This window comes from Psychroflexus salinarum (assembly GCF_042677225.1).
GTDB lineage: Bacteria > Bacteroidota > Bacteroidia > Flavobacteriales > Flavobacteriaceae > Psychroflexus > Psychroflexus salinarum.
In genome coordinates, this window is the sequence record NZ_JBHTIV010000005.1 from 354,725 (window position 1) to 380,286 (window position 25,562).

The window sequence follows — 25,562 nt, forward strand, 5'->3', positions numbered from 1 at the left end:
CTTTTAAGTAAATAGCCGTATGCTTCAACTATCCAATTGGGAAGTAAACTGTTTTAATTTTCCGCTCTTTGAGCGCTCGAGCTCATCTTTCCTTTCGAAGGTAATTACTAATCCTTTCTCTAGGTAGGTTTCAACAGCATTTATGATCTTTTGCTTTTGAATTTGATTCAATTCATTTTCAGCTTTATATTCTATTGTGAATTCTGATAACTCTTTCTGAATAATCTTTACTTCCTTCACAAGCCCAGAGTCTTCAATCACAGATTTAGTAACATAATAAAAACTAAGAGCTGGAACTTTTTTACCACTTGGTAAAACTGCAAAGTCATTGGTTCTGCCTGTAAGTGATTTTAAAATTGGTGTTCTGGCTGTTGATTTTTCATCAATTATGCCTCTGTCACCAATTTGATAACGAATAAATGGATGAGCTTTATTATATAGAGAGGTAATCACAATATTACCTTCTTTCCCATTCGGAAGAGGAAAGCCATGGTCACCAACTACTTCAACATGAAGTGTTTTATTGTTTAACAGCCACTCCCCTTTAGCATTTTCAAAAGCAATCACATCCAGTTCACTAGCTCCATATTCATTAACGACTATAACGCCTAGCTGATTTTTAAGTAATTCTCTATCTTCTTCAAAAAGCATTTCACTGGTTGTTATACAAATCTTTAGAGTAGGGCAAACCGATTTTAAAACAACGTTTTGTTCTTTCAGAAATTTCGCAAAAAGAACGACAGAACTAGTGTAACCATTGATATAATCAAAAGGTTTTTCTTTGAATAAATCCAAAAACTTGTGAAGATTACTCTCAGATAAATCGAAAATATCAAACCGGTGTCTGTTGGCCAAAAGATCTTTCAATCGTTCTTTTTTATAGCCTACAACATCTTTAGGAATTCCATAAAATCTAGCTTCCAAAGAGGAATTCATATCAATACCATGTTGTTGATATAGCCAAATGATATGCGCCCAGGTTAACGCATGTGCATATTTATCTTTTGCAAAAATAAAGGGATGACCGCTAGAACCAGATGTTTTATTCACAAAAACTGTGGACGATTTATAGCCCTTACTCAGTCTCTCTTTCAGAGGTTTCTGTAATTCTGCCTTAGTCATTATAGGGATTTCATCCCATGTATTATAATGAGTCTTCTGTATGAATTTAGAATAGTCTGAATTATTCTTCAGATGAAAATCTAAAATAGCTTGTCTCCTATTATCATTATAATCTTGAAAATCAGCATCGGAAATATTCAAAATAGAATCAAGGTCTTTTTGAGCCTTTTCTATTGGAAAACCTTTCAATCTTAAAATGTTTTTAAATCGATTCACAGAATTTTCGATGTTTTCATTAGTGAAGCAATTTACAAACATTTACTTTTGAAGCATAATCTTAGTAAACAATCTCATGAACGTTTTAATACTTGGAAGCGGTGGACGCGAACATACTTTAGCTCATAAAATTTCTCAAAGCACAGATTGCGAAAATCTTTTTGTTGCTCCTGGCAACGCTGGAACTTCGCTTTGTGCTACAAATATTAATCTAGATATTCTCAATTTTGAAGAGGTTGCAGAAACCATCAAAAAGAATGAAATAAATATGCTCATCGTTGGCCCCGAAGCCCCTCTCGTGGAAGGTATCAAAGATTATTTCGACAACAGAGAAGAGTTTTCAGATTTAAAAATCATTGGCCCTTCTAAGCGTGGAGCTTTGCTAGAAGGAAGTAAAGAGCGTGCTAAGGAATTCATGAGATCTCACCAAGTTCCTACAGCGGCTTATCAAAGTTTTAGTAAAGAGACTCTAGAGGCTGGGAAAGCGTTTTTAAAAACCATGCACCCTCCTTATGTACTCAAAGCAGATGGACTTGCTGGAGGTAAAGGAGTTTTAATTTTGAAGCATTTGAAAGAAGCTCAAGACGAACTTGAAAATATGTTAACCAACAACAAATTCGGAAAGGCTTCAGAAAAAGTTGTCATTGAAGAATTTTTGAACGGGATTGAACTGAGTGTTTTTGTACTTACCGACGGAAAGAATTACTTAACACTTCCAAATGCTAAAGATTACAAACGTATTGCAGAAGGAGATACAGGTCTTAATACTGGAGGAATGGGTGCCATTTCCCCTGTTCCATTTGCAGACGAAGCTTTTATGAAAAAAGTAGATGAAAAAATCGTAAAACCAAGCATTGACGGCTTACATAAAGAAGCTATTGATTTTACAGGTTTTCTCTTCATTGGTTTAATGAAAGTTGGTGATGAACCTTTTGTTGTGGAATACAACGTAAGACTGGGAGATCCAGAAACTGAAGTGGTGATTCCTCGAATTAAAAATGATTTACTAGAAGTCCTGTCTAAAACCGCTGAAGGTAAAATGCAGGAGATTCAACTTGAGGTAGACTCGAAACACGCGGCAACGGTTATGATGGTATCTGGTGGCTACCCCGAAGCTTACGAAAAAAATAAAGTTATCTCTGGCTTAGATAAAGTTGATGAGAGTTCTGATATATTCATCTGCCATGCAGGCACCAAAAGTAAAAACGACCAGGTTCTTACAAACGGAGGTCGTGTAATTGCTGTGACTGCTTTTGGAGATACATATCAAAATGCTTTAGAAAAGGCATACCAAAATGCGGAGCATATCGAATTTGATAAAAAATTCTATAGAAAAGATTTAGGAAAAGACTTAGTCTAATTCTGCATCTTTGCCTAAAAATGAATGTGCTTTAACGCTTTTGTCTTCTTGATCGTTTTCATCAAAACTTTTCAATTGCTTCATCCAGTAAAGGAAAGCAACGAAAACAATAAGTACAAAAACAAAATTTAAGCCATTGGCTGCCCACCAGGAATCATCCTGCAATTCTCTGAGAGCATCTAAAGGTAAAAACAAACCATCTTCAAATAAACTTGCAATACCTTCAAAAAAATCCTTCATGTCTCTGTTATATTATATTTACTTTGCAAAAGTAATAAATTAGACCATGTTAACAAGGCTTTTTAGTCATTCAAAACCCATTGCTTTTGCTGTTTTAAGCATTTTATTTGTCGTGGCCTTTTTTGTAGAAAATTTTATTTCTTCAACCGTTGAGGTAAATGCACCTTTGATCTTCCGAAAAATAGGGGTTTTGATCGTTTTTCTGCTGATTTTATTTCTACTGAATTTTATAGTAAAGCGCAACAAAATTCATCAACAACATACATACGCTGTTTCAAGTTTTGCTCTCCTTACAATAGCCTTTCCTGAGGTTTTAAGGTCGACAGAATTTGTTTTGAGCTACTTTTTTTTGTTGCTTTCTTTCAGAAGAATCTTAAGCCTAAAAACCAACACCAAGATAAAACAGAAAATATTCGATTCTGGCTTGTTGCTTTCTATTTCCATTTGGTTTGAGCCTTTTCACTGGCTATTTCTATTCGTTATATATTTTGGAGTCATCATGTATGCGTCTCAAAACTACAGGCATTTTATTATTCCTCTTGTTGGTCTAGCAGTTGGTTTTGTCTTGCATATTTCCTATTTCCTGATTTCAAAAAACACATGGGTTGATCTTTCCTTCTATTTGCCAGAATTCAATGGTATTGACTCGTTTTTTGACACTTTAAAATATAGTGTTTTACTGGTTTTTCTTCTCTTTATACTGATTTGGATAATCTTTCAATTACCTAACATTTACAATAGAGCAAAACTTCATGAAAATGAAAGTTTAAGTGTAGTATTATTTTTTATGCTTGTTTCGATTGGAATGCTTATATTAAACAATACGCTTTTAGCTAAGGATGCAATTTATTTGATTTTGCCTATTTCTATCTTGATAGGGAATTACTTTCAATTGAAGTCCACCAAAAAATGGATGAAAGAGACCCTTTACATAATGTTTATAGCAGGAGTAATATTTTCAGCTCTTTATTAATAAGGCTGTATCAATAATAAAAGTCAGTTTTAAAAACACTTGGTATATTTGCATACACACAAAATAAAAAATCATGTTTTCAGAAAAAGCAAATAGAATATTTCAGAGCGTTATTGAGACTTATCATATAAAAGATAATGTTGAACAAGAATTCAATAATCCTTTTGATAAAAAAGAAACGCTCATCGAACATCTACTCTACAGAAAATGCTGGATAGATACTGTACAATGGCATTATGAAGACCTTATCCGCGATCCAAACATTTCTCCAGAAGATGCGCTAATCTTAAAAAGAAAAATTGATGCCTCAAACCAAGATAGAACAGATACTGTAGAATATATCGATAGTTATTTTTTGGATCTTTTTGATACAATTGAACCAAAACCAAACGCAAAGATCAATACAGAAAGTCCAGCTTGGGGAATTGATAGATTATCCATCTTAGCCCTAAAGATTTACCATATGAATGAAGAGGCTAACAGAGAAGACGCTTCAGAAAAACACCAAATGGCTTGTAAAGCAAAACTGAACGTATTACTGGAACAGCAAAAAGATTTATCTCTTGCTATTGATCAACTTCTTGAAGACATTAAAGTTGGTGATAAATACATGAAAGTTTACAAACAGATGAAAATGTACAATGATGACGAAATGAATCCAGTATTAAGAAGCAAAAGCTAAGATGAAGCATCCTAGCCACATTCTTGTGATAAGGTTATCTGCAATGGGTGATGTAGCTATGACAATTCCCGTTCTTATGCACTTATTGGAGACTTATCCAAAAGTAAAAATCACAGTGCTTACCAAGCCATTTTTTACTCATTTATTTGAACATATTGAACGAATTAATGTCGTTAAAGCCGAGGTTAAAACTAAACATAAAGGCATTTCTGGCTTATGGATTCTAGCAAAACAAGTTCATAAGCTCAAAATCGATTCAATTGCAGATTTACACAATGTCTTAAGGTCTCGAATATTGTGCGGGTTCATCAAAATTCTTGGTCACGATTACTTCAGAATAGATAAAGGTCGTGCAGAGAAAAAAGCATTAACCAGGCCAAAAAATAAAGTCCTGAAGCCACTAAAGACAACTCATCAACGCTATGCAGAAGTTTTCAGAAAACTGAATCTACCTCTGGATAAAAAATTTGACATACCAAGAACAAAACTTTCTCTTTCTTCTGAAGTTAAATCAGATTTAAATCTAGATGATTCAAAAAAACGGGTTGGTATCGCTCCGTTTGCAGCACATTCCCCTAAGCAATACCCTTTGAAAATGATGAAAAAAGTCATTTCAAAATTAAGTAAAGAACATGATATTCAAATCTATTTATTTGGAGGAGGAAAGAAAGAAATTAAAAAACTTAATGAGCTAGCTAAAAACTTTGAAAACTGTGAAAATATAGCTGGGAAATTTAGTTTCTCTGAAGAGCTACAATTGATTTCTAATCTAGATGTAATGCTATCTATGGATAGCGGAAATGGTCATTTAGCAGCAATATTTGGAGTAGATGTCATTACAATCTGGGGATCGACACATCCTTACGCTGGCTTCGCTCCTTTTGGTCAAACCACAGAGCAACAACTCTTACCAAATCTTGAAAAACATCCTCTCCTACCGACTTCCATTTATGGAAACAAAAAACAGAAAGGGTACAAAAAAATCATGCATGATATTGACCCAGAAGAAGTCTTACAAAAAGTAAAGTTGAATTTGGTCTAAAACAAAAATAACTGCCCAATTGGGCAGTTATTAAAAAATATGTATTGAATATTATTTATTCTCAGAGAAGCGTTTTGATACTTCTTCCCAGTTGATTACTTCAAAGAAAGCATCTATATAATCTGGTCTTCTATTTTGATAATTTAGGTAGTATGCATGTTCCCAAACATCAATTCCTAAAATTGGTGTTCCACCTGCACCAACGTTTGGCATTAATGGATTATCTTGATTTGCTGTTGAACAAACTTCAACTTTTCCACCATTGTGAACTGTTAACCAAGCCCATCCAGATCCAAATTGTCCAGTGGCTGCCTTAGAAAAAGCATCTTTAAAAGCATCAAAAGAACCAAAAGACTCATCAATAGATTTAGCTAATTCTCCAGAAGGTTTACCTCCGCCATCTGGCGACATTACTTTCCAAAATAAACTATGATTGTAAAAACCACCACCGTTATTTCTAACAGCTGTGTTTGATAAATCTAAATTGATTAATATATTTTCGATGGTTTTACCTTCCAAATCTGTGCCTTCAATTGCAGCATTCAATTTGCTAGTGTATCCAGCATGGTGCTTACCATGGTGAATTTCCATTGTTTTTTTATCGATATGTGGCTCAAGAGCATCATGAGCGTAATCTAATTTTGGTAATTCAAAAGCCATAATTTGTATTTTTTGTTAATTTATTATCATCAAAAGTAACTATTAAGACTTTGTTTTTGAAAAATTTGATGTTATTATTTACTTAAAACAAAATATAATTTGAGTTTCAATAGCTCCTTTTTTGAAACAGAGATTACGATGAGTTTTGTTACCTTTCCTGTAAAATTTTAGAATGCAACAATCCCACAATTTCACTATTTATAGTGCTTCTGCTGGTTCTGGCAAAACCTTTAAGCTTGCAGAACGCTATCTTACATTGCTTCTTTCGTCCCCTAAAAACACGAGTTTTCAAAATATTCTGGCTATTACCTTCACCAATAAGGCTGTTGGTGAAATGAAGTCTAGAGTCTTGGAGTATCTCACTCTTTTTTCTAAAGGTAGACCACACCTGGAAGATGACGCTATGTTCCAGTTAATAAAGAAAAGTACAAATTTATCTTCGGATCAAATTCAGAAGAAATCCTACTTTATTTTAAAAGAAATTCTGGATAACTATGCGGCTTTCGAAATCTCCACTATAGATGCTTTTACGCATAGAATCATAAGAACATTCGCGAAAGATCTAGGACTTTCCATGAATTTTGATATTGAGATGGATACCAAAAAAGTTCTCCAACTAGCGGTTGAACGAGTAATTGAAAAAGCAGGAAAAGAAAAAGAATTGACAGATGTCTTGATAGATTTTGCACTTGAGAAAGTGAATGATGACAAAAGTGGTAACATAAGCCAAGATATCTTCGAAGCTTCGAGCCTTTTACTGAATGAGAAAGATGAAGTTTATATAAATTCCTTGAGAGACTTTAGTCTGAAGGATTTTTCTGAATTTAAAAATCAACTTAAAAAGGAGATTGATTCTATTACCAATCAATTGATTTCAATTGGAAAAGACTTTCTAAAAGAACTTGAAAATAAAGCAATAGAATATAAAGATTTTAAAGGAGGGTATTTGCCAAAGTTCTTTCAAAAATTGAGTGAAAATAATTCTGCGATAAAGTTTGATGCTAAATGGCAACTCGATATTGAAAATGAAGAATCTTATGTCACCAAAAATCAAGATGAAGACAAAAAACAATTTGTTTTCTCCATGAAAAGTTTTATTGTTGAAAAGTTTCAACTGAGTGAAAAGCTATTTTCAGATAGGAAGTTTTTCGAAAAGATCTACAAAAACATCACTCAACTATCCTTGCTTGGAGCTATAAGCAATGAAATGGAACTTATTAAGAAAGAGGAAAACATCATGTTGATTTCAGATTTCAACAAGAAAATAAGCGATGAGATAAAAAAGCAACCTGCACCTTTTATTTTTGAACGTCTTGGAGAAAAATTTCAGCATTATTTTATAGATGAATTTCAAGACACATCTCGTATGCAATGGGAGAATTTAATTCCATTGACAGGAAATGCTTTAGCCTCCATGTTTGAAGGAGAAACTCCGGGAACTATAACGCTTGTTGGAGATGCAAAACAATCTATTTATGCTTGGCGTGGAGGAGATGCTCATCAATTTATTGCTTTATCCGAAGGAAATTCCCCATTTCCATCAAAGCCTAAGCTTGAGACTTTAGATACAAACTTCAGAAGTAGCAAAGCAATTGTAGAATTCAACAATAAATTTTTTGAACACGTCGGGCAACAGCTTAGTGATACAAGATTAAAAAATCTTTTCAGCGGTAAAAGCCTATTACAAAAAGCTAAAAAAACTTCTGACGGCTATGTTAACTTAAAATTTATAGATGCCAAAACCAATGAAGAAAGAGATGAAATCTACCCCGAAGAAGTTTTAAAAATAATCTCTAGTAAGAAAGAGCAAGGCTTTAAGCTTGGTGATATCTGCATTTTGGTAAGAAAAAAAAATGAAGGAATCGCCATTGCAGAATTTTTGAATCAGCACCAAATTCCTATTATTTCATCGGAAACTTTACTCATCAATTCTGATGAACAAGTCCGTTTGATTCTAAGTCTTTTAAATATACTGAACGATGACTCAGATGAAGTCTCTAAAGCTGAAGTTATGGATGCCATTACTCAAAGACTTGATTTTTCAGCAGAAGAACAGTTTATTTTTTTAAAGAATAACCTAAATAAAGAAAAAGAGATTTTTTGGCAAAGCCTCAGTGATTTGGGATTTACGATAGATCCAGATTATTTTCATTCACTACCATTTTACGACGCTGTAGAATATTTAATTCCTAAACTTGAATTAGATAAAAAAGCAAATGCGTATCTACAATTTTTCCTAGATGAAATTTTTGATTTTACCATGAAAACCCAGGGTAGTATAAATGCATTTTTAGAGTATTGGAAGCTTCAGGGAGAATCAAAAAGTATTATTAGTACTGAAAATGAAAATGCTGTTCAGATCATGACTGTCCATAAGAGTAAGGGCTTGCAGTTTCCTGTGGTAATTTTTCCTTACGCAAAACAGCAAATAGACTATACGTTAAATAGTCATATTTGGGTGAATCTTCCTGAAAGGTTTGAACTTCCATTTGCGTTAATCACAAAACCAGGCAAAGATATTGATCATCCTTTTTATTCTGAAAATTATCTCGATCTAATTAATAACCTAGAAATGGAAAATATAAATATTCTATATGTAGCTCTAACCCGAGCCGCCGATGAACTTTTTATTATTTCTGAAGATGATAGAACTAAAAGTGGTAATATAAAACTCAACACGTTTTCTGGTCTTTTTATGACTTTTCTTGAAAAAACTAAAAATGTAGAGATCGAAACTGATACTGAATATAACTGGGGTAAGACTACATCTCCCAAAAAGCAAATAAATATAAATGAAGAAATTAAAAATAAAGAATTAAAATTCCACTCTCCATCACCCGATCTTAACCTCAATCTTGTCACAACCGCAGGTAGGTTGTGGAACAAAGAACTAGAAGAAGCTCTAGATAAAGGAAATTTGATTCATTCAATTTTGTCCAAAATTGAACACAAAAGAGATTCTGAACATTCAATTACTAAACATTTTGAAGATGGATATATTGCAGAAAATGAGAAATCTTATTTTACAGATTTATTAAATTCAATCCTATCTCACGAGGAATTATCAGAATTTTTCAATGGAGATTATGAAGTTTGGAATGAGAGAGATATTTACTTTGAAAATAAACTATTGAGGCCAGATAGAGTTAACTTAAAAGGAAGGGATGCTTTCTTAATAGATTATAAAACTGGACTCCCCTCCAATCAACATACACAACAAATCAATGAATACGCTGAAGCATTAAGCGGTTTAAAATATAATGTTAAGAAGAAGTTGCTCATTTACGTAAACAATTCTATTGAAGTAAAGATTGTTTAAATTTGTACAAAATTGAAATATATGTATTCTAATAAATTACAAAACCAACTCAAAGAAGAACTTCAAAATATTAAGGATGAAGGTCTTTATAAAAAAGAAAGAATTATTACTTCTCCACAAGGTGCAGAAATCACTTTAGACTCAGGCGAAAGTGTTCTGAATTTCTGCTCAAATAATTATTTAGGGCTTTCTTCTCACCCTGAAGTAGTAAAAGCGGCAAAAGATACTTTAGATAGTCATGGATTTGGTATGTCCAGCGTAAGATTTATATGTGGTACTCAAGATATACATAAAGAGTTAGAGAAAGAAATTGCTAGTTTTTATGGTACAGAGGACACAATACTTTATGCAGCATGTTTTGATGCTAACGGAGGAGTCTTTGAACCACTGCTCACCAAAGAAGATGCAATAATTTCGGACTCACTGAACCATGCCTCTGTTATTGACGGTGTAAGACTTTGTAAAGCGGCACGATATAGATATCAGAACGGGGATATGACAGATCTTGAAGCGCAGCTTAAAAAAGCGAAAGAAGACGGAGCAAGGCATATATTAATTGTTACTGACGGTGTTTTTTCTATGGACGGATTAGTTGCTCCTTTGGATGAGATTTGTGACCTTGCTGAGAAGTATGAAGCCTTAGTAATGATAGATGAATGCCATGCAACTGGTTTTATAGGTGATAAGGGTATCGGTACATTAGAAGAAAAAGGCGTTTTAGATAGGATCGATATTATTACTGGAACTCTAGGAAAAGCACTTGGAGGAGCTATGGGAGGCTACACAACAGGCAAAAAAGAGATAATTGATCTTTTAAGACAAAGATCAAGGCCTTATTTATTTTCAAATTCTCTAGCTCCTTCAATTGTAGGAGCATCATTAAAAGTATTTGAAATCATAAAAAAAGACAATACTTTAAGAAAAAAACTGAAAGACAATACAGCTTATTTTAAGAGACATATTAAAGAAGCAGGTTTTGATATTATAGATGGAGAATCTGCAATTGTACCAGTTATGCTTTATGATGCAAAATTATCTCAGGAAATGGCGTCATTGCTGCTAGAAGAGGGTATTTATGTTATTGGATTTTTCTACCCTGTGGTACCTAAAGGAAAAGCTAGAATACGAGTTCAATTATCTGCTGCTCATGAGAAAAAGCATTTAGACGCAGCTATTGAAGCCTTTATCAAGGTCGGTAAACACTTAAAAATTATTGAAAATTAACTTTTTTAGCAATTTTAATTTTACATTTGTTAATTATTGAATATATTTAAGTAAACTAAAACAAAAAAACATGAAAAAATTAAACAAACTTTTTTTGCTATTTGCACTCACATTAGGAGTTGCAACTACGCAAGCACAAGATGAAAACAACCCTTGGGCTGTAGTTATCGGTACTAACGCAGTAGATTTTTATGCAGCCGGCAATGATAGTTCACCAGGAGTAATTGGTAGCGGAGAAATTTTTGATGAATATTTCAACTTAGCTGATAACTGGAATTTTATTCCTTCGATATCTTTAATTGAAGTAAAAAGATATGTTGGAGATGGCTTTTCTGCAAGATTGAGTGGATCTATAAACCAGATTGATCAATTAGGCAATGTTCCCGCTGGTGACCTAAGTTTCTACAATTTAGGGGCAGGAGTTGAATATAATTTCAAAAATTTATTAAATAGTCAAGTGTTTGATCCCTTCCTAGGCGTTGGTGCTGGTTATTACTGGCTTGATGATAGTGGTGCAGCAACTTTTGATACTGGTCTAGGTATGAATTTCTGGTTCTCAGACAATATTGCTTTAACACTTAAATCTTCATACAATACTGCTTTTGAAGATAACAACTACGATTACTTTCAACATACTGCTGGTGTGACTATTTCTTTCGGTGGTACTGACACAGACGGTGACGGTATTTATGACAAAGATGATGAGTGTCCAGATACTCCAGGTTTAGCTGAATTTAATGGTTGCCCAGATTCAGATGGTGACGGTATTGTAGATAAAGAAGATGAGTGCCCAGACACTGCAGGATTAGCTGAGTTTAACGGTTGTCCAGATAGTGATGGTGATGGTATTGCAGACAAAAACGATGAATGTCCTAATGAAGCTGGAACTAAAGCTTTAAAAGGATGCCCAGATGCAGATAATGATGGAGTAGCAGATAAAAATGATGAGTGTCCTAATGAAGCTGGGCCAAAAGCAAATAATGGATGTCCTTACCCAGACACAGATGGTGACGGTGTATTAGACAAAGATGATATGTGTCCAGATGTTGCTGGTACTAGAGCAAATAACGGTTGCCCAGAAGTAACTGAAGAAGTTCAAAAAGAATTGAATGAGTATGCTAAAACTATCAATTTTGATACTGGCAAAACAACTATTACTAAAGATTCTGAAGAAGCTTTAAGTGCTATAATTGCAATCTTAGATGAATATCCAAACGCTAAGTTTACAGTTGAAGGTCATACCGATAGTGTTGGTAGTGCTCAAAATAATATGAGACTTTCTGAAGCTAGAGCACTTTCTGTAAAATCATATTTAGTAGAAAACGGTGTAGATGAATTTAGATTATCATCAGCAGGTTTCGGAGAAGAAAGACCTGTGGCTACTAACAATACAAGAGCTGGTAGAGCCGAAAACAGAAGAGTTGAAATTAATTTGAAAAAATAATATTCTTCAAATTAATATTTTTTAAAACACCCCAAATAGGGGTGTTTTTTTATTTTTAACCCATGGAAAGTTTTATATCAAAGGTTGTAGCAAAATTTAAAATTAATGACCTCAACAAAAGTCACTTTATATTACCAAGCCGGAGAGCAGCTCAAGCCTTTTCAAAGGAACTTTTGCAAGATCAAAATGAAAGTTTTTTGGTCCCCCCTATACAAAGCATTGAAGAATTTATCGAAAAAGTATCTGAAGTAAATCTTATAGATAGTTTAGAAACTTTGTTCAATTTCTATGAAATATATAAAGAAAATACAAATCCTAATAAGCAAGAACCCTTAGAGCAGGTCTATAATTGGGGACAGTACATTATTCAAGATTTTAATGAAATTGATCGTTATCAAATTGATTCAGAACAATTTTTCGGTAATCTGAAAGCCATTAAAGATATTGAACATTGGTCAAAATCAGAAATCAAAACAGAATTAGTAAAAAACTACATTGACTTCTGGGAAACTTTGCCTAAATATCATAATGAGCTAAAAATTAAATTAAAAGCAGATAAAAAAGCTTACCAAGGTATGGCTTATAGAGAGGCTGTATCGAAGATCGAAAGTTATGTCAATTTAAGTGATAAGCAATTCTATTTTATTGGCTTTAATGCTCTAAACTCTTGTGAGGAGACAATATTTCAATATATCCTAGCAAAGAAAAGAGGTGAAATATTTTGGGACATTGATGATCATCTATTAAAAGAGAATTCTGCTGGAATGTTCATGAGAGCTTATTCCAAGAGTTGGCCCTTTTATTCCTCGAAAAAAATTGAAGCTTCAAGTAACAGCTTTAGAAATAAAAAAAATATAAGTCTTTATGGTGTTCCAAAAAAAATCGGTCAGGCTAAACTTGTGGGTGATATTCTTTCAAAGATACCTGATCACGAATTAAATGAAACTGCTTTAATTCTAGGCGACGAAACCTTACTTCAACCTATCCTAAATTCATTACCAGAAAATATACCGGGTGTTAATGTTACTATGGGATTACCTTTAGGAAGTACCAGTTTTGCTTCTTTTTTTGATACCCTTTTCAATATAAGGACCTCTAATCAGGTTGATTTACATTACAAACAAATATTTGAGTTGCTTGAACACCCGGCAGTTAAAAAATGTTTCAGTGAAGATATCCGTTCCATTAAAAAAAGCTTAAACGAAAACAATACTGTATTTCAGTCTAAAAAAGACTTTTTATACAGTATAAAAGAATTAGATGACTCGTTGATCGAAATACTTAAATTGAGCTTAAGTAATCATGACATTTCAGTTGATCAATTTCTTAATAATTGTCTTGAGATAATCGAACTACTAAAAGCAAATTTCTTAGAAGAGAAATTATCGCTCGAGTATTTATTTGGCTTCAAGAAGCTATTTAATAAGTTAAAAAATTTATTAGCAAAATCAGATTTAATAAATGATTTTAAAGTCTTTTATCAAATATACCTAGATACACTTTCTTCTGAAACTTTAGACTTTGAGGGCTCCCCACATGAAGGCCTTCAGATAATGGGAATGCTGGAGACAAGGGTTCTTGATTTCAAAAACATCATCATAACATCTGTCAATGAAGGGATTTTACCCTCTGGAAAATCTCAAAACAGCTTTATCCCTTTTGATCTGAAGAAAGCATATAAACTTCCAACCTTTAAAGAAAAGGATGCGATTTATGCTTATCACTTCTTTAGGTTAATACAACGAGCAGAGAATTGTCATTTCACCTATAACAACTCTACTTCTGGAATAGAAAAAGCAGAAAAAAGTAGATTTCTAACACAGCTAGAAACATTTAGCATGACTAAGCATTCCATTATAAATTATGCAGTATCTTCTAGCACCGAAGCCGATAAATTATCTCTAAAAAGTGTAGAAAAAACTCCAGAAATGATGGCACACCTTAGGTCTTTGTTTACCAGTGGTATTTCTCCTTCTGCTCTTACAACATATATTAGAAATCCTATTGACTTTTACAACCGGTATGTTTTAGGATTGCAGGAAACTGAAGAGATAGAAGAGGATATTTCTCATAAAACTCTAGGTACAGTTATTCACGATTGCTTAGACCTGATATATAGAAATTATAGAGGTAAAGTTCTGACCGAGCCTAACATAAACTGGATGCTCGACAACTACCCAAAAACATTAACTTTACTCTTTGAGAAGAAATTTCAAGAGGAAGCTTTGAGAAATGGAAAAAATCTTATTGATTTTGAAATAGCCAAGCAACAGGTCAAGCGATTTCTCCTCCAAGAAAGAAAGAGTGTAAAAAATAATAAAATCAAAATAGTAGAATTAGAAAAAGTTGGTGAAAAATACCTTGACCTTGATGGAATAGAATTCAAAATCAAACTGAAAGGTACTGTAGATCGAGTTGATTTATTTAATGATAAAATGAGAATCATTGATTATAAAACAGGTAAGGTAGAAGCAAAACAGCTTAAAATACCTGAAAACTGGCTAGATTTTACTGAAGATTACAAATATTCGAAAGCATTTCAAGTTTTGTTCTATGTGCTTTTGAAAGAAGACAATTTGGGTGAAAATGCTGAAGCAGGAATTATCTCATTTAAAAATCTTAAGACAGGTTTCATGACATGTTCAGATTCAAACTTAAATTTGAAAGAAATGGTAGGAGAGTTTAAAATTGAATTGGAAACTCTAATTTTGGAAATATTAAATTCGGAAATTCCATTTACTGAAAAACCTGTTTAGAACAAATAGCTTATGCGCTGGACTTTAATCGAAAAAGCAGATCCTACAAAAATAAACCACATACAAGAATCAATTGGTGTTGATCAACCTATTGCAGAACTTCTTGTCAAAAGAAGAATAGAAACTTTTGAAGATGCCAAAAACTTTTTCAGACCAAGTTTAGACAAACTTCATGATCCTTTTTTAATGAAAGGGATGCAAGAAGCTAGTGATTTAATTCTTCAAAAACGTAATGAAAAGAAACCCGTCATGGTTTTTGGTGATTATGATGTGGACGGAACCACTAGCGTTGCTCTCATGAGTACTTACTTAAGAGGTTTAGGTTTTGAGGTTTTGAGTTACATTCCAGATCGGTACGATGAAGGTTACGGCATTTCTTATAAAGGAATAGATCATGCGAAAGCAAATGGCATAGACCTTATCATTGCTTTGGATTGTGGTATAAAGGCGATTGAAAAAGTAAATTATGCAAAAAACTTAGGTATAGACTTTATCATTTGCGATCACCACAGACCTGGGAATCAAATCCCAGATGCTATAGCTGTTTTGGATCCAAAACAAGAAGATTGTAACTATCCTTATGATGAGCTTTGTGGGTGCGGTGTTGGTTTTAAACTCGTACAAGCCTTACAAATTAAATTAGAGAAGCCACAAAAAGAAATCTATAAGTATCTAGACCTTGTTGCGACAGCGATTGGTTCTGATATTGTACCTATCACAGGTGAAAATAGAATTCTTGCTCATTTTGGTTTAAAGCTAATCAACTCAAGAAGGCGGCCTGCTTTTAAAGCGATTTTGGAGCAAACCAAGAAAAAAGAACTCACCATTACCGATGTGGTATTTATGATAGGACCGAGAATAAACGCTGCTGGCCGTATGAAACATGGCTTACTTGCCACCGAATTGCTTTGTGAAACCAATCTTGAAAAGGTGAAAGCTTTAGCACAAGACATCGAACTTTATAATGCCAGTAGAAAAGATGCAGACCGAAGTATTACTGAAGAGGCGATTCAGCTTATAAAAGATTACAAAGAAGAAGAACGATTTACAACGGTGGTTTACCAATCCCATTGGCACAAAGGAGTGATTGGTATCGTTGCCTCTCGTCTTACCGAAACTTACTATAGGCCAACTTTAGTTTTTACAAAAAGCGGAGATAAATTAGCCGCTTCTGCAAGGTCTGTCAAAGGGTTTGATGTGTATGATGCCTTGGAAAGCTCTTCAGAATTTATAGAACAATTTGGGGGGCATAAATACGCTGCTGGCCTGACACTGAAAGAAAATAACTTTGAAAAGTTCAAAACAAAATTTGAAGAAGTCGTCAAATCAAGTATAAATCCAGATTTACTTACCCCAGAAATTACTTACGATTCTGAAATTCAATTTCAAGATATTACTCCAAAATTCATTAGAATCTTAAAGCAGTTTGCTCCTTTTGGTCCTAGAAATATGAAACCTACGTTCGTTTCTAAAAATGTGTCGACCACTGGTTTTGTAAAAGCTCTTGGCGAGGAAGGTCTTCATTTAAAAACAAATCTATTACAAAATGGTATTGTTATAACGGCAATTGGTTTTGGATTGGGAAATAAAAAGGAAATAATGGACTTAAACGAACCTTTTGATATTATTTTCACCATTGAAGAAAACGAATGGAATGGAACGACTTCGCTTCAGCTAAATCTAAAAGACATCAAAGAATCGAATTAGTTACAAATCCTTAACTTTGACTCACAAACTGAATAAGGCTTCATGTTACAAGACATACTTTCAGGAATTCCACTAGGTTTTTTTTTAGCATTTATGGTAGGGCCAGCCTTTTTTGTTTTGCTAGAAACGGCTGCAATGCGAGGATTTAGAGCTGCATTTGCCTTTGACATGGGTGTAATTGTGGCTGATATAGTTTTCATTTTTATAGCTTATTTCAGCACCAATCAATTGCTGAGAAGCATCAAAGACGATCCTGCACTTTTTATATTTGGAGGTAGTATACTTACTATTTATGGTCTTATTGCATACATAAAAGCCAAAAGAGCAACCTATACAAAAGCAGATTTTGAAGTTCAGAAGCTAAAACGGAAAGATATTTTTGGAATTATTGTCAAAGGCTTTTTACTCAACTTTATCAATATTGGCGTGCTTGGTTTTTGGCTTGGTTTATTGATTATTTTTGGTCCTTCTTTAGAAATGGAAGGCTCCAGGCTTATTGTGTTCTTTACAACCATTATTGTGACTTACCTTGTCATCGATATCTTTAAAATACTACTCGCTAAAAAATTAAATAAAAAACTCACTCCCACTAGAATTGCATTTTTCAAAAAGGGAATTAGCTTTTTACTTATAATTTTTGGTTTAATCTTAATGCTAAGAGGTATAATGCCTGAAAAAATAGAAGAGATTGAAAATAATTTTGATACAGATAGGGTTAGTTTCTTTAATTCTAAAATGATAGATTGAAAATAAAAAAAGCCTGATTCCACATGAATCAGGCTTTAAGACATAACTTTTGAGGTGTCGAGCGGATTCGAACCGCTGTAGATGGTTTTGCAGACCACTGCCTAGCCACTCGGCCACGACACCATTTTTTGGAAATGCAAATTTATGAAATTATTTCAATCCTCAACAGGATTATGAAAATAAGATTTAATCTCGTTTTCTAGACAAGGTGATGCTTACATCTTCTACATCTCCACCCAACGGAGGATTGAGCTTTGCAACTTTCACTTTTGAAGCTTGTACCGGACTCAATTCAGAAAAGATTCTATCCAAAATTCTTTTTGCCACATGTTCCAGAAGTTTCGAAGGTTGGGACATTTCATCTTTTACAATTTTATTGAGGTGAACATAATCTACTGTATCAGACAAAACATCAGACTCAGCAGAAAGATCTAAATTCGCTTCTACGCTAAGGTCTATCCTATAATCACTACCTATTTTAGTTTCTTCTGGCAAACAGCCGTGATAGGCATAAACACGTATATTATTTAGGCTAATCGTATCCAATTCCTTTTTTAAGGCAAATATAAACCAGACTATATACCAAAACGCACTTCGAGGAACTCTTAGTCATAAATCTTATTTAAATTTTAACAATTTTGTAACAAGTAACACTGTAACAATTCTGAATTTTAATGGTCTTACTTTATGTTATATAAATGCTATGATAGAAATAAAAGATTTGCACAAATCCTACAAAATGGGAAAAAACTCTCTTCATGTTCTGAAGGGAATTAATTTTAGTGTTGAAGAAGGTGAATTGGTTTCTATCATGGGGTCTTCTGGTTCTGGTAAATCTACTCTACTTAATATCCTGGGAATGCTAGATGAGGCTGATGAAGGCTCGTACACTTTGGACGGTGTGCCAATTAAAAATCTTAATGAAAAGCTGGCTGCTCAATACAGAAATAAATTTTTAGGTTTTATTTTTCAGTCCTTTAACTTAATTAACTATAAATCTGCGCTTGACAATGTTGCTTTACCTCTTTATTACCAAGGAGTAAAAAGGTCTGAGCGCATGGAAAGATCCATGGCATATCTTGAAAAAGTTGGTCTTGCAGCTTGGGCAGATCATAAGCCTAACGAGCTTTCTGGTGGTCAAAAACAAAGAGTTGCAATAGCAAGGGCTTTGGCAAGTGATCCTAAAGTTCTTCTTGCTGATGAGTTGACTGGGGCTTTGGACTCCAAAACTTCCTATGAAATTATGGATCTTATTCAACAGATAAATGATGAAGGAAGAACCATTTTGATTGTAACTCACGAAGAAGATATTGCTCAAATGTCTAAACGTATTGTCAACCTGAAAGATGGAGTGATTATAGACGACAGAAAAATAAATCAAGTAAGAGCTATACAAAATGTTTAGTTTAGAACGTTGGCAAGAGGTTTTTGAGACCATTTCTAAAAATAAACTTAGAACCTTTCTTACGGGAGTTTCTGTTGCATCCGGGATTTTTATTCTTGTGATTTTACTTGGCGTGAGTGTAGGATTTCAAAATGGGATCGAAAGTCAATTTCAAAATGATGCAGAGAACATAATTAATGTTTATCCAGGAAGAACGGCTGTAAGTTTTGAAGGCTTCAATAAAGGACGAAGAATCCAATTAACAAATGAAGACTTTGATATAGTTACAGAAAATTCCAAACAAGAAATAGAGTTTCAATCTCCCATGTATCAGATTTTTGCAGGTCTTATTTCTCACGGAAATGAATCTGGAAACTACCGTGTAGAAGGCATTCTTCCAGATTATCAGTTTTTGGAAAAAGCAGATATCATAGAGGGAAGATTTATTAATCTGAACGATAATAAAGCAAAGGAAAAGTATGCTGTTATAGGAAATAGAGTGAAAAAAGACTTATTCAAAGGGGAGTCTCCCATGGGTAAACAAATAAAAATTTCAGGTTTGAATTTTAAAGTCATAGGAGTTTTCACAGATCCAGGGGGTGATAGAGAAGAATCCAGGGTTTATGTCCCCATAGCTACTTCACAAATTGTATTTGGAGCTGGAACTGATATCAGATCTATGGGATTTACACTTCCCAAAGAAGAAAATTATGACCTTGCCCTAAAACAGTCCAATGCCTTTGCAGCTCAAATAGAAAGGATGCTGAAAAATAAACTTCAAATAGATCCTAAAGATGAAAGTGCTTTGTTTATTAGCAATAATATCGAAAACACTAAGGAAATTTATCTTCTTATAAGTGCAATGAGATTATTTTTCTGGGGAGTTGGTTTAGCCACTTTATTAGCTGGAATTATAGGCGTGAGTAACATCATGCTCATCATAGTAAAAGAAAGAACCAAAGAAATCGGGATTAGGAAAGCATTGGGGGCAGAACCATTATCTATAGTAGGTATGATTTTGCACGAATCTATTTTCGTAACCTCAATATCTGGACTTTTTGGATTGATTTTCGGACTCGTTTTACTGGAGATAGTTGGCCCTATGGTGGAGCTAGACTTCATTAAAAATCCGAGTGTCAACTTCAATATTGCTGTTTCCACCTTATTATTATTAATCGCAGCTGGTGCAATTGCTGGTTTCTTTCCTGCATGGAGAGGAGCAAGAATTAAACCTATAGATGCCTTAAGAGACGAGTAATATGTTCAATAGAGACAAATGGAATGAGGTTATTGAGTCATTGACTTCAAATTTATTTAGAACCATATTAACTGCTTTTGGCGTGTTTTGGGGAATATTTATTCTTGTCATCCTATTAGCAGCTGGAAATGGTTTTGAAAGTGGAGTCAAACAATTATTTGATGGCATCTCCTCAAATTCTATGTTTATGTGGTCGCAACCCATTTCAAAATCATACAATGGTTTGCCAAAAGGGCGTCGATATAATTTTGACTTAAGTGATGTTGCAGAAATAAAAAGAGAGGTTAATGGACTAAAATACGTTTCCCCAAGAAATCAACTAGGAGGTTTTGGAGGCAACAATAATGTGGTGAGAGGTCTTAAAAGTGGTGCTTTTAATGTATACGGGGATTATCCTGACATTCAGTTTCAGGAACCTATGAAAATACTTAAAGGCCGATTTTTAAATCAAAACGACATTGAAGCTAAAAGAAAAGTCGCCGTGATAGGTGAAGGCGTCATTAAAGGGCTTTATGATTTTGATGAAGACCCCATCGGCACTTATATAAAAGTACAAGGGGTTAACTTTATGGTAATTGGGATTTACAAAAAGAAAGGCTTCGGCGGAGGAAATGCAGAAGAAGAGCAAAAGCAGATATTTGTACCCTTTACAGCATATTCTCAAGCCTTTAATATGGGACAAACAGTCGGATGGATGGCAATTACGGCAGACGATAATAACTCAATCACAGAGCTCAAAACTCAAATTTTTGATATCGTTAAAGAAAATCACGATATAGCTCCAGAAGATGATAGAGCGATTGGAAATTTTGATCTATTTGAACAATTTTCAAAAATATCAGGCTTATTCATAGCTTTAAATGCTGTAGCCTATTTCGTAGGCATTTTGATATTGCTATCTGGTGTTATTGGGATTAGCAATATCATGTTGATTGTCGTCAAGGAAAGAACCAATGAAATAGGTGTCCGTAGAGCCTTGGGGGCAACTCCTTGGCAAATAAGAGGGCAAATTCTTTTTGAATCTGTTTTCCTTACCATTGTTGCTGGGATGACAGGAATTATATTTGCTACTGGGGTTTTGGCTGTAATTAATGCACTATTACCTAAAGATTCTGACATTCCATTTGCTAATCCAAGTGTTGATCTTGTTACCGTTATCATCGCTTTATTTATATTGATAGTTTCTGGACTATTTGCAGGTTTTATTCCTGCACAAAACGCCATACGCGTAAAACCAGTTGACGCTTTAAGAACCGAATAAAAACAACCATTACCTAATAGAAATTTAAACATGAAAAAAGTAATCACCATCATTATTCTACTTGTCATTGTAGTCTTATTTGGGGGATCTTTATTTTACCTCTATCAAAAAAACCAAGAAAGCCCGGAAGTTTTTAAAACTGAAGAGCCTACTACAGAAACTATTGTGAAGAAAACAATGGCAACTGGTACACTACTCCCAAGAGAGGAAGTAGATGTAAAACCTAACATTTCTGGAGTAGTAGATAAGCTCTTTGTAAAAGCTGGAGAGAGTGTTGAGATTGGCGATATGATAGCTCAGCTTAAAGTGGTACCAAATATTACCAGCTTAAATTCAGCAAAAAACCAAGTAAGACAATCTAAAATCAATCTTGAAAACGAAAAGAAAATTTTCAATAGACAAAAAGAGCTTTTTGAAAAAGGAGTGATTTCTGAAAATGATTTCGATTTAGCTAAAAATGCTTACGACAATGCTTTACAAAACGTGAAAGCTGCTGAAGAAAATTTAGAAATCATTGAAACAGGTACTACTCAAGATGCAGGTAATGCTGCAACAACACAGATAAAAGCAAGAATATCTGGGATGATTCTAGATGTTCCTGTCGAAGTTGGAAATCAAGTTATTGAAGCCAACAACTTCAACGAAGGAACTACTATCGCTACTATTGCCAAAACTGACGATATGATTTTTCAGGGAAAAGTTGATGAATCTGAAGTTGGAAAAATAAAGGAAGGACTTCCTTTAGAAATTACTGTTGGAGCAATAGAAGATAAAACCTTTAATGCTACTTTGGACTATATTTCTCCAAAAGGAACCGAAGAAAATGGAGCGGTTCAATTTGATATTGAAGGAAGCCTAAAACTAAACGATAGCATTTTTATAAGGGCTGGTTTAAGCGCAAATGCGTCTATAATTTTAGAAAGATCTGAAGATGTTTTAGCAATAAGCGAATCTTTGGTTCAGTTTGAAAAAGATACTCAAGAGCCGTATGTAGAAGTGAAAGTTGGAGAACAGCAGTTTGAAAAAAGAATGGTTGAGCTTGGCTTAAGCGATGGAATTAATGTAGAAGTAAAGTCTGGAGTGAGCGAAGGAGATAAAATTAAAGTTTGGAATAGAGTTGAAGCACCTGTTGCAGGTAATCCTAGAAGAAGATAAATATGAGATCTATTAAATCATTTACTTTAGTAACAATAGTTTTATGTCTTGGTTTACAAGTTCAAGCTCAAGATACATCTATTCCATCTCAATGGACTTTGGAAGCTTGTGTCAGATACGCAATGGATAATAACATTTCCATTAAACAGTCCCGTTTAAATCAAGAAAATGCAGACATAAGTAGAAGCGAAGCTATAGGAAATTACTTACCAAGCCTAAACGGTAGCATTAGTAATTCTTGGAATTCTGGACTTACTCAAAATGTAACTACAGGGATTTTAGAAAATCAAACAGTAAGAAACCTCTCCGCAAATGCAACAGTAGGATTGACTTTGTTTGATGGTTTAAGAAATCTCAGAACATTTCAAAAAGCTAAATTAGAACAGCTTGCAAGTCAATATTCTTTGCAATTGATGAAAGATGATATTGCGTTATTTGTAGCGAATGCTTATTTGCAAATTTTAGTTAATAAGCAACAGTTAGCAGTATTGATAGAACAAAATAATGTTACAAAAGACCAAATTGAACTTACTCGTAAAACGGTAGAAATTGGTACTGCTCCAGAAGGAGATTTACTAGAAATTGAAGCTACAGATGCAGATGAAGAACAGCAAATTATTGTTGCTGAAAATAATCTTAGAATATCAAAAATTAACTTAGCTCAAACTCTACTTTTAGAAAATTACCAAAACTTTGATATTGCAGATGAAGAGTATGATGTACCTCTAACAGATATTTTATCTAATACTCCAGAGGAGATTGTTGCCAGAGCAAAGCAAGAGCGTTATGAAGTAAAAGTTGCTGAGCAAGACTTGGAAATTGCAGAAAAAGATATTGAAATTGCAAGAAGTCAACTTTATCCAACTCTTAATGGTTTCGTGAACTATAACACAAGAGAATCTGATAGAGGAAGAACAGTTGGTGGTGGAATTGACCCAAATGAACCTACTCGTGAAATAGGTATTGTTGAAGCAACTGGACAAACTGTGGTTGCTCCAAACTTTAGAGTAGAGACAGCGGGACCGAGTAGTTTTTTTGATCAATTATCCAGAAATGACGGTTATACTTATGGAGTACAACTCAATGTGCCAATATTCAACGGATTTACTACTCGCAATCAAATAAAAAGAGCAGAAGTAGCGGCTAAAAGAGCTGAATTTCAATTAGACCAGACAGAGCTAGATCTTGAAGCAAATGTCTATCAAGCTTATGTTGATGCTCAAGGATCTGCAAAAGCCTATGAAGCTGCAATAAAAGCTGTAGAGTCGCAGGAATTGGCTTTTGAATATGCCCAACAACGTTTTGAAGTTGGAGTTTCTAATGCTTTTGAATTAAGTCAATCTAAATTCAGACTTACAAATGCTCAAAACAGATTAATCAATGCTAAATACGACTATATTTTCAATTTAAAAGTTTTAGAATTGTACTTTGGAATAAGAGTCGTTGAATATTAAAAATAAATTACTTTGAGCTTAATCTTATGTTTGGAAACCTCAACTACCAATTGCTCAGTAAGTATTGGCAAAGGAGACTCTATATTGACATTCAAGGAAGTAAACAGTGAGAGTTTCTCACACTCTGAACAATTACATAGCTTCATTGATGAATTATTAATTCAAGAAAATTTAAGACCAAAAGATTTGGACGCGGTTTCCATTAGCAAAGGACCTGGATCCTACACAGGACTTAGAATTGGTGTTTCTGCCGCTAAAGGTTTAGCCTATGCCTTGGATATTCCTTTAATTTCTGTTTCTACTTTGCTCAGCCTCGCTAAGCAAGTCGATGTCACAGAAGGCTTAATTTTACCTATGATCGATGCAAGGCGTATGGAAGTGTATTCTGAAATTTTTGACGCTGACTTTAATTCCAAAAGAGAAATTAAAGCTGAAATTTTGGATAAACATTCTTTTAAGGATGAATTAGAGCTTGGTAAAGTGCACTTTATTGGAACTGGAGTCGAAAAGTTTGAAGCGATTTGTAATCACCCTCATGCAGTGTTTCACCATAAAAAACTTCCGTCTGCCAAAGAACAATTCTTTATAGCTAAACGGAAGTTTGATGAAAAGATCTTTGAAGATGTGGCTTATTTTGAGCCGTTTTACCTCAAAGATTTTGTAAGTAAATAATCTTTAAGATTCTTTTTCTTTACTCATATCGAACAAATGAACATCTCTTTGTGGGAAAGGGAACGAAACTCCAGCGTCTTCCAATTCAGTTTTGAGTTTTTCCATGGTGTCGAAATTTAATGCCCAGTAATCTTCTCTTTTGGCCCAAAACCTTAAAGATAAGTCTACCGAATTATCCCCCAATCCAGTAACAACAACAGCTGGTTCTGGATCCTTTAAGGTTCGCTCATCAGAATTAACTATATCCAATAAGACTTCTCTTGTCTTTTTAATATCACTATCATAGGAGATGCCCACTGCCATAGCATTTCTTCGTATAGGTTCAAAAGAATAATTGACAACCTTATTGTTAGAAAGCTGCCCGTTTGGGATTACGACTCTTTGGTTACCGATTGTAGTTAGATAAGTATAAAATATAGTGATTTCTGTAACAGTTCCAGATTCTCCTTGTGCATCGATGAAATCCCCTACTCGAAATGGTTTTAGAATGATAATCAAAACCCCACCAGCAAAATTAGACAGAGAACCTTGTAAAGCCAGACCAATAGCTAAACCTGCAGCCGCTAAAATAGCTGCAAATGATGTAGTTTCTACTCCCAATTTTGAAATTACAACTATAAAGAGTACAATCTTAAGGACGATGCCTAGAATACTGGTTGTAAAACCTCTTACTCCCGGATCCACTTCTCGCTTCTCCATTACCTTTCTTACACGACCAACAATTAATTTAATGACCCAAAACCCAAGAATGAGAATAACCAGAGCAGCAATCACACTTGGCAAATAAGATATAGCTTTATCTAAAAATACGCTGACTAATTCACCAATACCATCCATTGAAATATTTTCCATTGTTTATAGTTTTATGTTATCCAACAAATATAAA

At 34.0% G+C, this 25,562-nt stretch carries 21 protein-coding genes and 1 tRNA gene; 16 read left to right on the forward strand and 6 right to left on the reverse strand.

What is annotated here, in order from left to right:
* Positions 1 to 24 precede the first annotated feature (24 nt).
* Positions 25 to 1,380: a phenylacetate--CoA ligase family protein gene (locus ACFQ0R_RS03770; RefSeq protein ID WP_379657042.1), complete on the reverse strand. Its 1,356-nt coding sequence runs from the start codon at positions 1,378 to 1,380 to the stop codon at positions 25 to 27.
* Between the two features lie 34 nt (positions 1,381 to 1,414).
* On the opposite strand from ACFQ0R_RS03770, the gene purD reads away from it, so the two are divergent.
* The gene (gene purD / locus ACFQ0R_RS03775) at positions 1,415 to 2,698 is read left to right on the forward strand and encodes a phosphoribosylamine--glycine ligase (RefSeq protein ID WP_379657043.1); all 1,284 of its coding nucleotides are present in this window, start codon (positions 1,415 to 1,417) and stop codon (positions 2,696 to 2,698) included.
* Here the strand turns inward: purD and ACFQ0R_RS03780 are convergent.
* A complete protein-coding gene (locus ACFQ0R_RS03780; RefSeq protein ID WP_379657044.1) occupies positions 2,690 to 2,938 on the reverse strand; it encodes a DUF6341 family protein in 249 nt (82 codons plus the stop codon). The two genes, purD and ACFQ0R_RS03780, sit on opposite strands and share 9 nt — an antisense overlap.
* 46 nt (positions 2,939 to 2,984) lie before the next feature.
* Between ACFQ0R_RS03780 and ACFQ0R_RS03785 the strand changes: the two genes are divergently transcribed.
* The 3 genes from ACFQ0R_RS03785 to ACFQ0R_RS03795 all read left to right on the forward strand — a co-directional run bounded on the left by ACFQ0R_RS03785 (position 2,985) and on the right by ACFQ0R_RS03795 (position 5,635).
* Positions 2,985 to 3,911 carry a DUF6427 family protein gene (locus ACFQ0R_RS03785; RefSeq protein WP_379657045.1) on the forward strand — a complete coding sequence of 309 codons (927 nt, stop codon included), beginning with the start codon at positions 2,985 to 2,987 and terminating at the stop codon, positions 3,909 to 3,911.
* Positions 3,912 to 3,984: 73 nt separating this feature from the next.
* Positions 3,985 to 4,593: a DUF4254 domain-containing protein gene (locus ACFQ0R_RS03790; RefSeq protein WP_379657046.1), complete on the forward strand. Its 609-nt coding sequence runs from the start codon at positions 3,985 to 3,987 to the stop codon at positions 4,591 to 4,593.
* Position 4,594: 1 nt separating this feature from the next.
* Positions 4,595 to 5,635: a glycosyltransferase family 9 protein gene (locus tag ACFQ0R_RS03795; RefSeq protein WP_379657047.1), complete on the forward strand. Its 1,041-nt coding sequence runs from the start codon at positions 4,595 to 4,597 to the stop codon at positions 5,633 to 5,635.
* A 51-nt stretch (positions 5,636 to 5,686) separates the two neighbouring features.
* Here the strand turns inward: ACFQ0R_RS03795 and ACFQ0R_RS03800 are convergent, their stop codons facing one another.
* Complete coding sequence (locus tag ACFQ0R_RS03800; protein ID WP_379657048.1) at positions 5,687 to 6,295, reverse strand: superoxide dismutase; 609 nt, start codon at positions 6,293 to 6,295, stop codon at positions 5,687 to 5,689.
* Between the two features lie 172 nt (positions 6,296 to 6,467).
* On the opposite strand from ACFQ0R_RS03800, the gene ACFQ0R_RS03805 reads away from it, so the two are divergent.
* The 6 genes from ACFQ0R_RS03805 (at position 6,468) to ACFQ0R_RS03830 (ending at position 17,492) form a co-directional block, all read left to right on the forward strand.
* Entirely contained in the window at positions 6,468 to 9,614 is a 3,147-nt protein-coding gene (locus tag ACFQ0R_RS03805; RefSeq protein WP_379657049.1) for a UvrD-helicase domain-containing protein, read from the forward strand.
* A 21-nt stretch (positions 9,615 to 9,635) separates the two neighbouring features.
* On the forward strand, positions 9,636 to 10,838 hold the full coding sequence (gene kbl / locus ACFQ0R_RS03810) for a glycine C-acetyltransferase (protein WP_379657050.1): 1,203 nt from the start codon (positions 9,636 to 9,638) through the stop codon (positions 10,836 to 10,838).
* A 70-nt stretch (positions 10,839 to 10,908) separates the two neighbouring features.
* Entirely contained in the window at positions 10,909 to 12,282 is a 1,374-nt protein-coding gene (locus ACFQ0R_RS03815) for an OmpA family protein (RefSeq protein ID WP_379657051.1), read from the forward strand.
* A gap of 62 nt (positions 12,283 to 12,344) precedes the next feature.
* The gene (locus ACFQ0R_RS03820) at positions 12,345 to 15,038 is read left to right on the forward strand and encodes a PD-(D/E)XK nuclease family protein (RefSeq protein ID WP_379657052.1); all 2,694 of its coding nucleotides are present in this window, start codon (positions 12,345 to 12,347) and stop codon (positions 15,036 to 15,038) included.
* Between the two features lie 12 nt (positions 15,039 to 15,050).
* On the forward strand, positions 15,051 to 16,745 hold the full coding sequence (gene recJ, locus ACFQ0R_RS03825; protein ID WP_379657053.1) for a single-stranded-DNA-specific exonuclease RecJ: 1,695 nt from the start codon (positions 15,051 to 15,053) through the stop codon (positions 16,743 to 16,745).
* A gap of 42 nt (positions 16,746 to 16,787) precedes the next feature.
* Complete coding sequence (locus ACFQ0R_RS03830) at positions 16,788 to 17,492, forward strand: LysE family translocator (RefSeq protein ID WP_379657054.1); 705 nt, start codon at positions 16,788 to 16,790, stop codon at positions 17,490 to 17,492.
* Positions 17,493 to 17,544: 52 nt separating this feature from the next.
* Here ACFQ0R_RS03830 and ACFQ0R_RS03835 read toward each other — a convergent pair.
* Both ACFQ0R_RS03835 and folB read right to left on the reverse strand, forming a co-directional pair.
* A tRNA-Cys gene (locus ACFQ0R_RS03835) sits at positions 17,545 to 17,615 on the reverse strand.
* Between the two features lie 63 nt (positions 17,616 to 17,678).
* Positions 17,679 to 18,038: a dihydroneopterin aldolase gene (gene folB, locus ACFQ0R_RS03840; protein WP_379657055.1), complete on the reverse strand. Its 360-nt coding sequence runs from the start codon at positions 18,036 to 18,038 to the stop codon at positions 17,679 to 17,681.
* Positions 18,039 to 18,195: 157 nt separating this feature from the next.
* On the opposite strand from folB, the gene ACFQ0R_RS03845 reads away from it, so the two are divergent.
* From ACFQ0R_RS03845 to tsaB, 6 genes are read left to right on the forward strand one after another with little or no spacing between them, the layout of a single operon-like run.
* Complete coding sequence (locus tag ACFQ0R_RS03845; protein WP_379657056.1) at positions 18,196 to 18,897, forward strand: ABC transporter ATP-binding protein; 702 nt, start codon at positions 18,196 to 18,198, stop codon at positions 18,895 to 18,897.
* Positions 18,890 to 20,134, forward strand: a complete 1,245-nt coding sequence (locus tag ACFQ0R_RS03850; protein WP_379657057.1) for an ABC transporter permease — start codon at positions 18,890 to 18,892, stop codon at positions 20,132 to 20,134. The genes ACFQ0R_RS03845 and ACFQ0R_RS03850 overlap by 8 nt, the downstream gene beginning before the upstream one ends.
* Position 20,135: 1 nt before the next feature.
* A complete protein-coding gene (locus tag ACFQ0R_RS03855) occupies positions 20,136 to 21,395 on the forward strand; it encodes an ABC transporter permease (protein WP_379657058.1) in 1,260 nt (419 codons plus the stop codon).
* 30 nt (positions 21,396 to 21,425) lie between these two features.
* Positions 21,426 to 22,550: an efflux RND transporter periplasmic adaptor subunit gene (locus ACFQ0R_RS03860; RefSeq protein ID WP_379657059.1), complete on the forward strand. Its 1,125-nt coding sequence runs from the start codon at positions 21,426 to 21,428 to the stop codon at positions 22,548 to 22,550.
* A 2-nt stretch (positions 22,551 to 22,552) separates the two neighbouring features.
* Positions 22,553 to 24,004 carry a TolC family protein gene (locus ACFQ0R_RS03865; protein ID WP_379657060.1) on the forward strand — a complete coding sequence of 484 codons (1,452 nt, stop codon included), beginning with the start codon at positions 22,553 to 22,555 and terminating at the stop codon, positions 24,002 to 24,004.
* Between the two features lie 12 nt (positions 24,005 to 24,016).
* On the forward strand, positions 24,017 to 24,676 hold the full coding sequence (gene tsaB / locus ACFQ0R_RS03870; RefSeq protein ID WP_379657061.1) for a tRNA (adenosine(37)-N6)-threonylcarbamoyltransferase complex dimerization subunit type 1 TsaB: 660 nt from the start codon (positions 24,017 to 24,019) through the stop codon (positions 24,674 to 24,676).
* 3 nt (positions 24,677 to 24,679) lie between these two features.
* Here the strand turns inward: tsaB and ACFQ0R_RS03875 are convergent, their stop codons facing one another.
* Positions 24,680 to 25,528, reverse strand: coding sequence for a mechanosensitive ion channel family protein (locus ACFQ0R_RS03875; RefSeq protein ID WP_379657062.1), 849 nt, complete (start codon positions 25,526 to 25,528; stop codon positions 24,680 to 24,682).
* Positions 25,529 to 25,562: the final 34 nt, after the last annotated feature.

Bases quoted from the DNA above. Each gene is read 5' to 3' on its own strand.
- ACFQ0R_RS03770 (WP_379657042.1), bottom strand. From the start codon at position 1,380: ATGTTTGTAAATTGCTTCACTAATGAAAACATCGAAAATTCTGTGAAT.
- purD (WP_379657043.1), top strand. From the start codon at position 1,415: ATGAACGTTTTAATACTTGGAAGCGGTGGACGCGAACATACTTTAGCT.
- ACFQ0R_RS03780 (WP_379657044.1), bottom strand. From the start codon at position 2,938: ATGAAGGATTTTTTTGAAGGTATTGCAAGTTTATTTGAAGATGGTTTG.
- ACFQ0R_RS03785 (WP_379657045.1), top strand. From the start codon at position 2,985: ATGTTAACAAGGCTTTTTAGTCATTCAAAACCCATTGCTTTTGCTGTT.
- ACFQ0R_RS03790 (WP_379657046.1), top strand. From the start codon at position 3,985: ATGTTTTCAGAAAAAGCAAATAGAATATTTCAGAGCGTTATTGAGACT.
- ACFQ0R_RS03795 (WP_379657047.1), top strand. From the start codon at position 4,595: ATGAAGCATCCTAGCCACATTCTTGTGATAAGGTTATCTGCAATGGGT.
- ACFQ0R_RS03800 (WP_379657048.1), bottom strand. From the start codon at position 6,295: ATGGCTTTTGAATTACCAAAATTAGATTACGCTCATGATGCTCTTGAG.
- ACFQ0R_RS03805 (WP_379657049.1), top strand. From the start codon at position 6,468: ATGCAACAATCCCACAATTTCACTATTTATAGTGCTTCTGCTGGTTCT.
- kbl (WP_379657050.1), top strand. From the start codon at position 9,636: ATGTATTCTAATAAATTACAAAACCAACTCAAAGAAGAACTTCAAAAT.
- ACFQ0R_RS03815 (WP_379657051.1), top strand. From the start codon at position 10,909: ATGAAAAAATTAAACAAACTTTTTTTGCTATTTGCACTCACATTAGGA.
- ACFQ0R_RS03820 (WP_379657052.1), top strand. From the start codon at position 12,345: ATGGAAAGTTTTATATCAAAGGTTGTAGCAAAATTTAAAATTAATGAC.
- recJ (WP_379657053.1), top strand. From the start codon at position 15,051: ATGCGCTGGACTTTAATCGAAAAAGCAGATCCTACAAAAATAAACCAC.
- ACFQ0R_RS03830 (WP_379657054.1), top strand. From the start codon at position 16,788: ATGTTACAAGACATACTTTCAGGAATTCCACTAGGTTTTTTTTTAGCA.
- ACFQ0R_RS03845 (WP_379657056.1), top strand. From the start codon at position 18,196: ATGATAGAAATAAAAGATTTGCACAAATCCTACAAAATGGGAAAAAAC.
- ACFQ0R_RS03850 (WP_379657057.1), top strand. From the start codon at position 18,890: ATGTTTAGTTTAGAACGTTGGCAAGAGGTTTTTGAGACCATTTCTAAA.
- ACFQ0R_RS03855 (WP_379657058.1), top strand. From the start codon at position 20,136: ATGTTCAATAGAGACAAATGGAATGAGGTTATTGAGTCATTGACTTCA.
- ACFQ0R_RS03860 (WP_379657059.1), top strand. From the start codon at position 21,426: ATGAAAAAAGTAATCACCATCATTATTCTACTTGTCATTGTAGTCTTA.
- ACFQ0R_RS03865 (WP_379657060.1), top strand. From the start codon at position 22,553: ATGAGATCTATTAAATCATTTACTTTAGTAACAATAGTTTTATGTCTT.
- ACFQ0R_RS03875 (WP_379657062.1), bottom strand. From the start codon at position 25,528: ATGGAAAATATTTCAATGGATGGTATTGGTGAATTAGTCAGCGTATTT.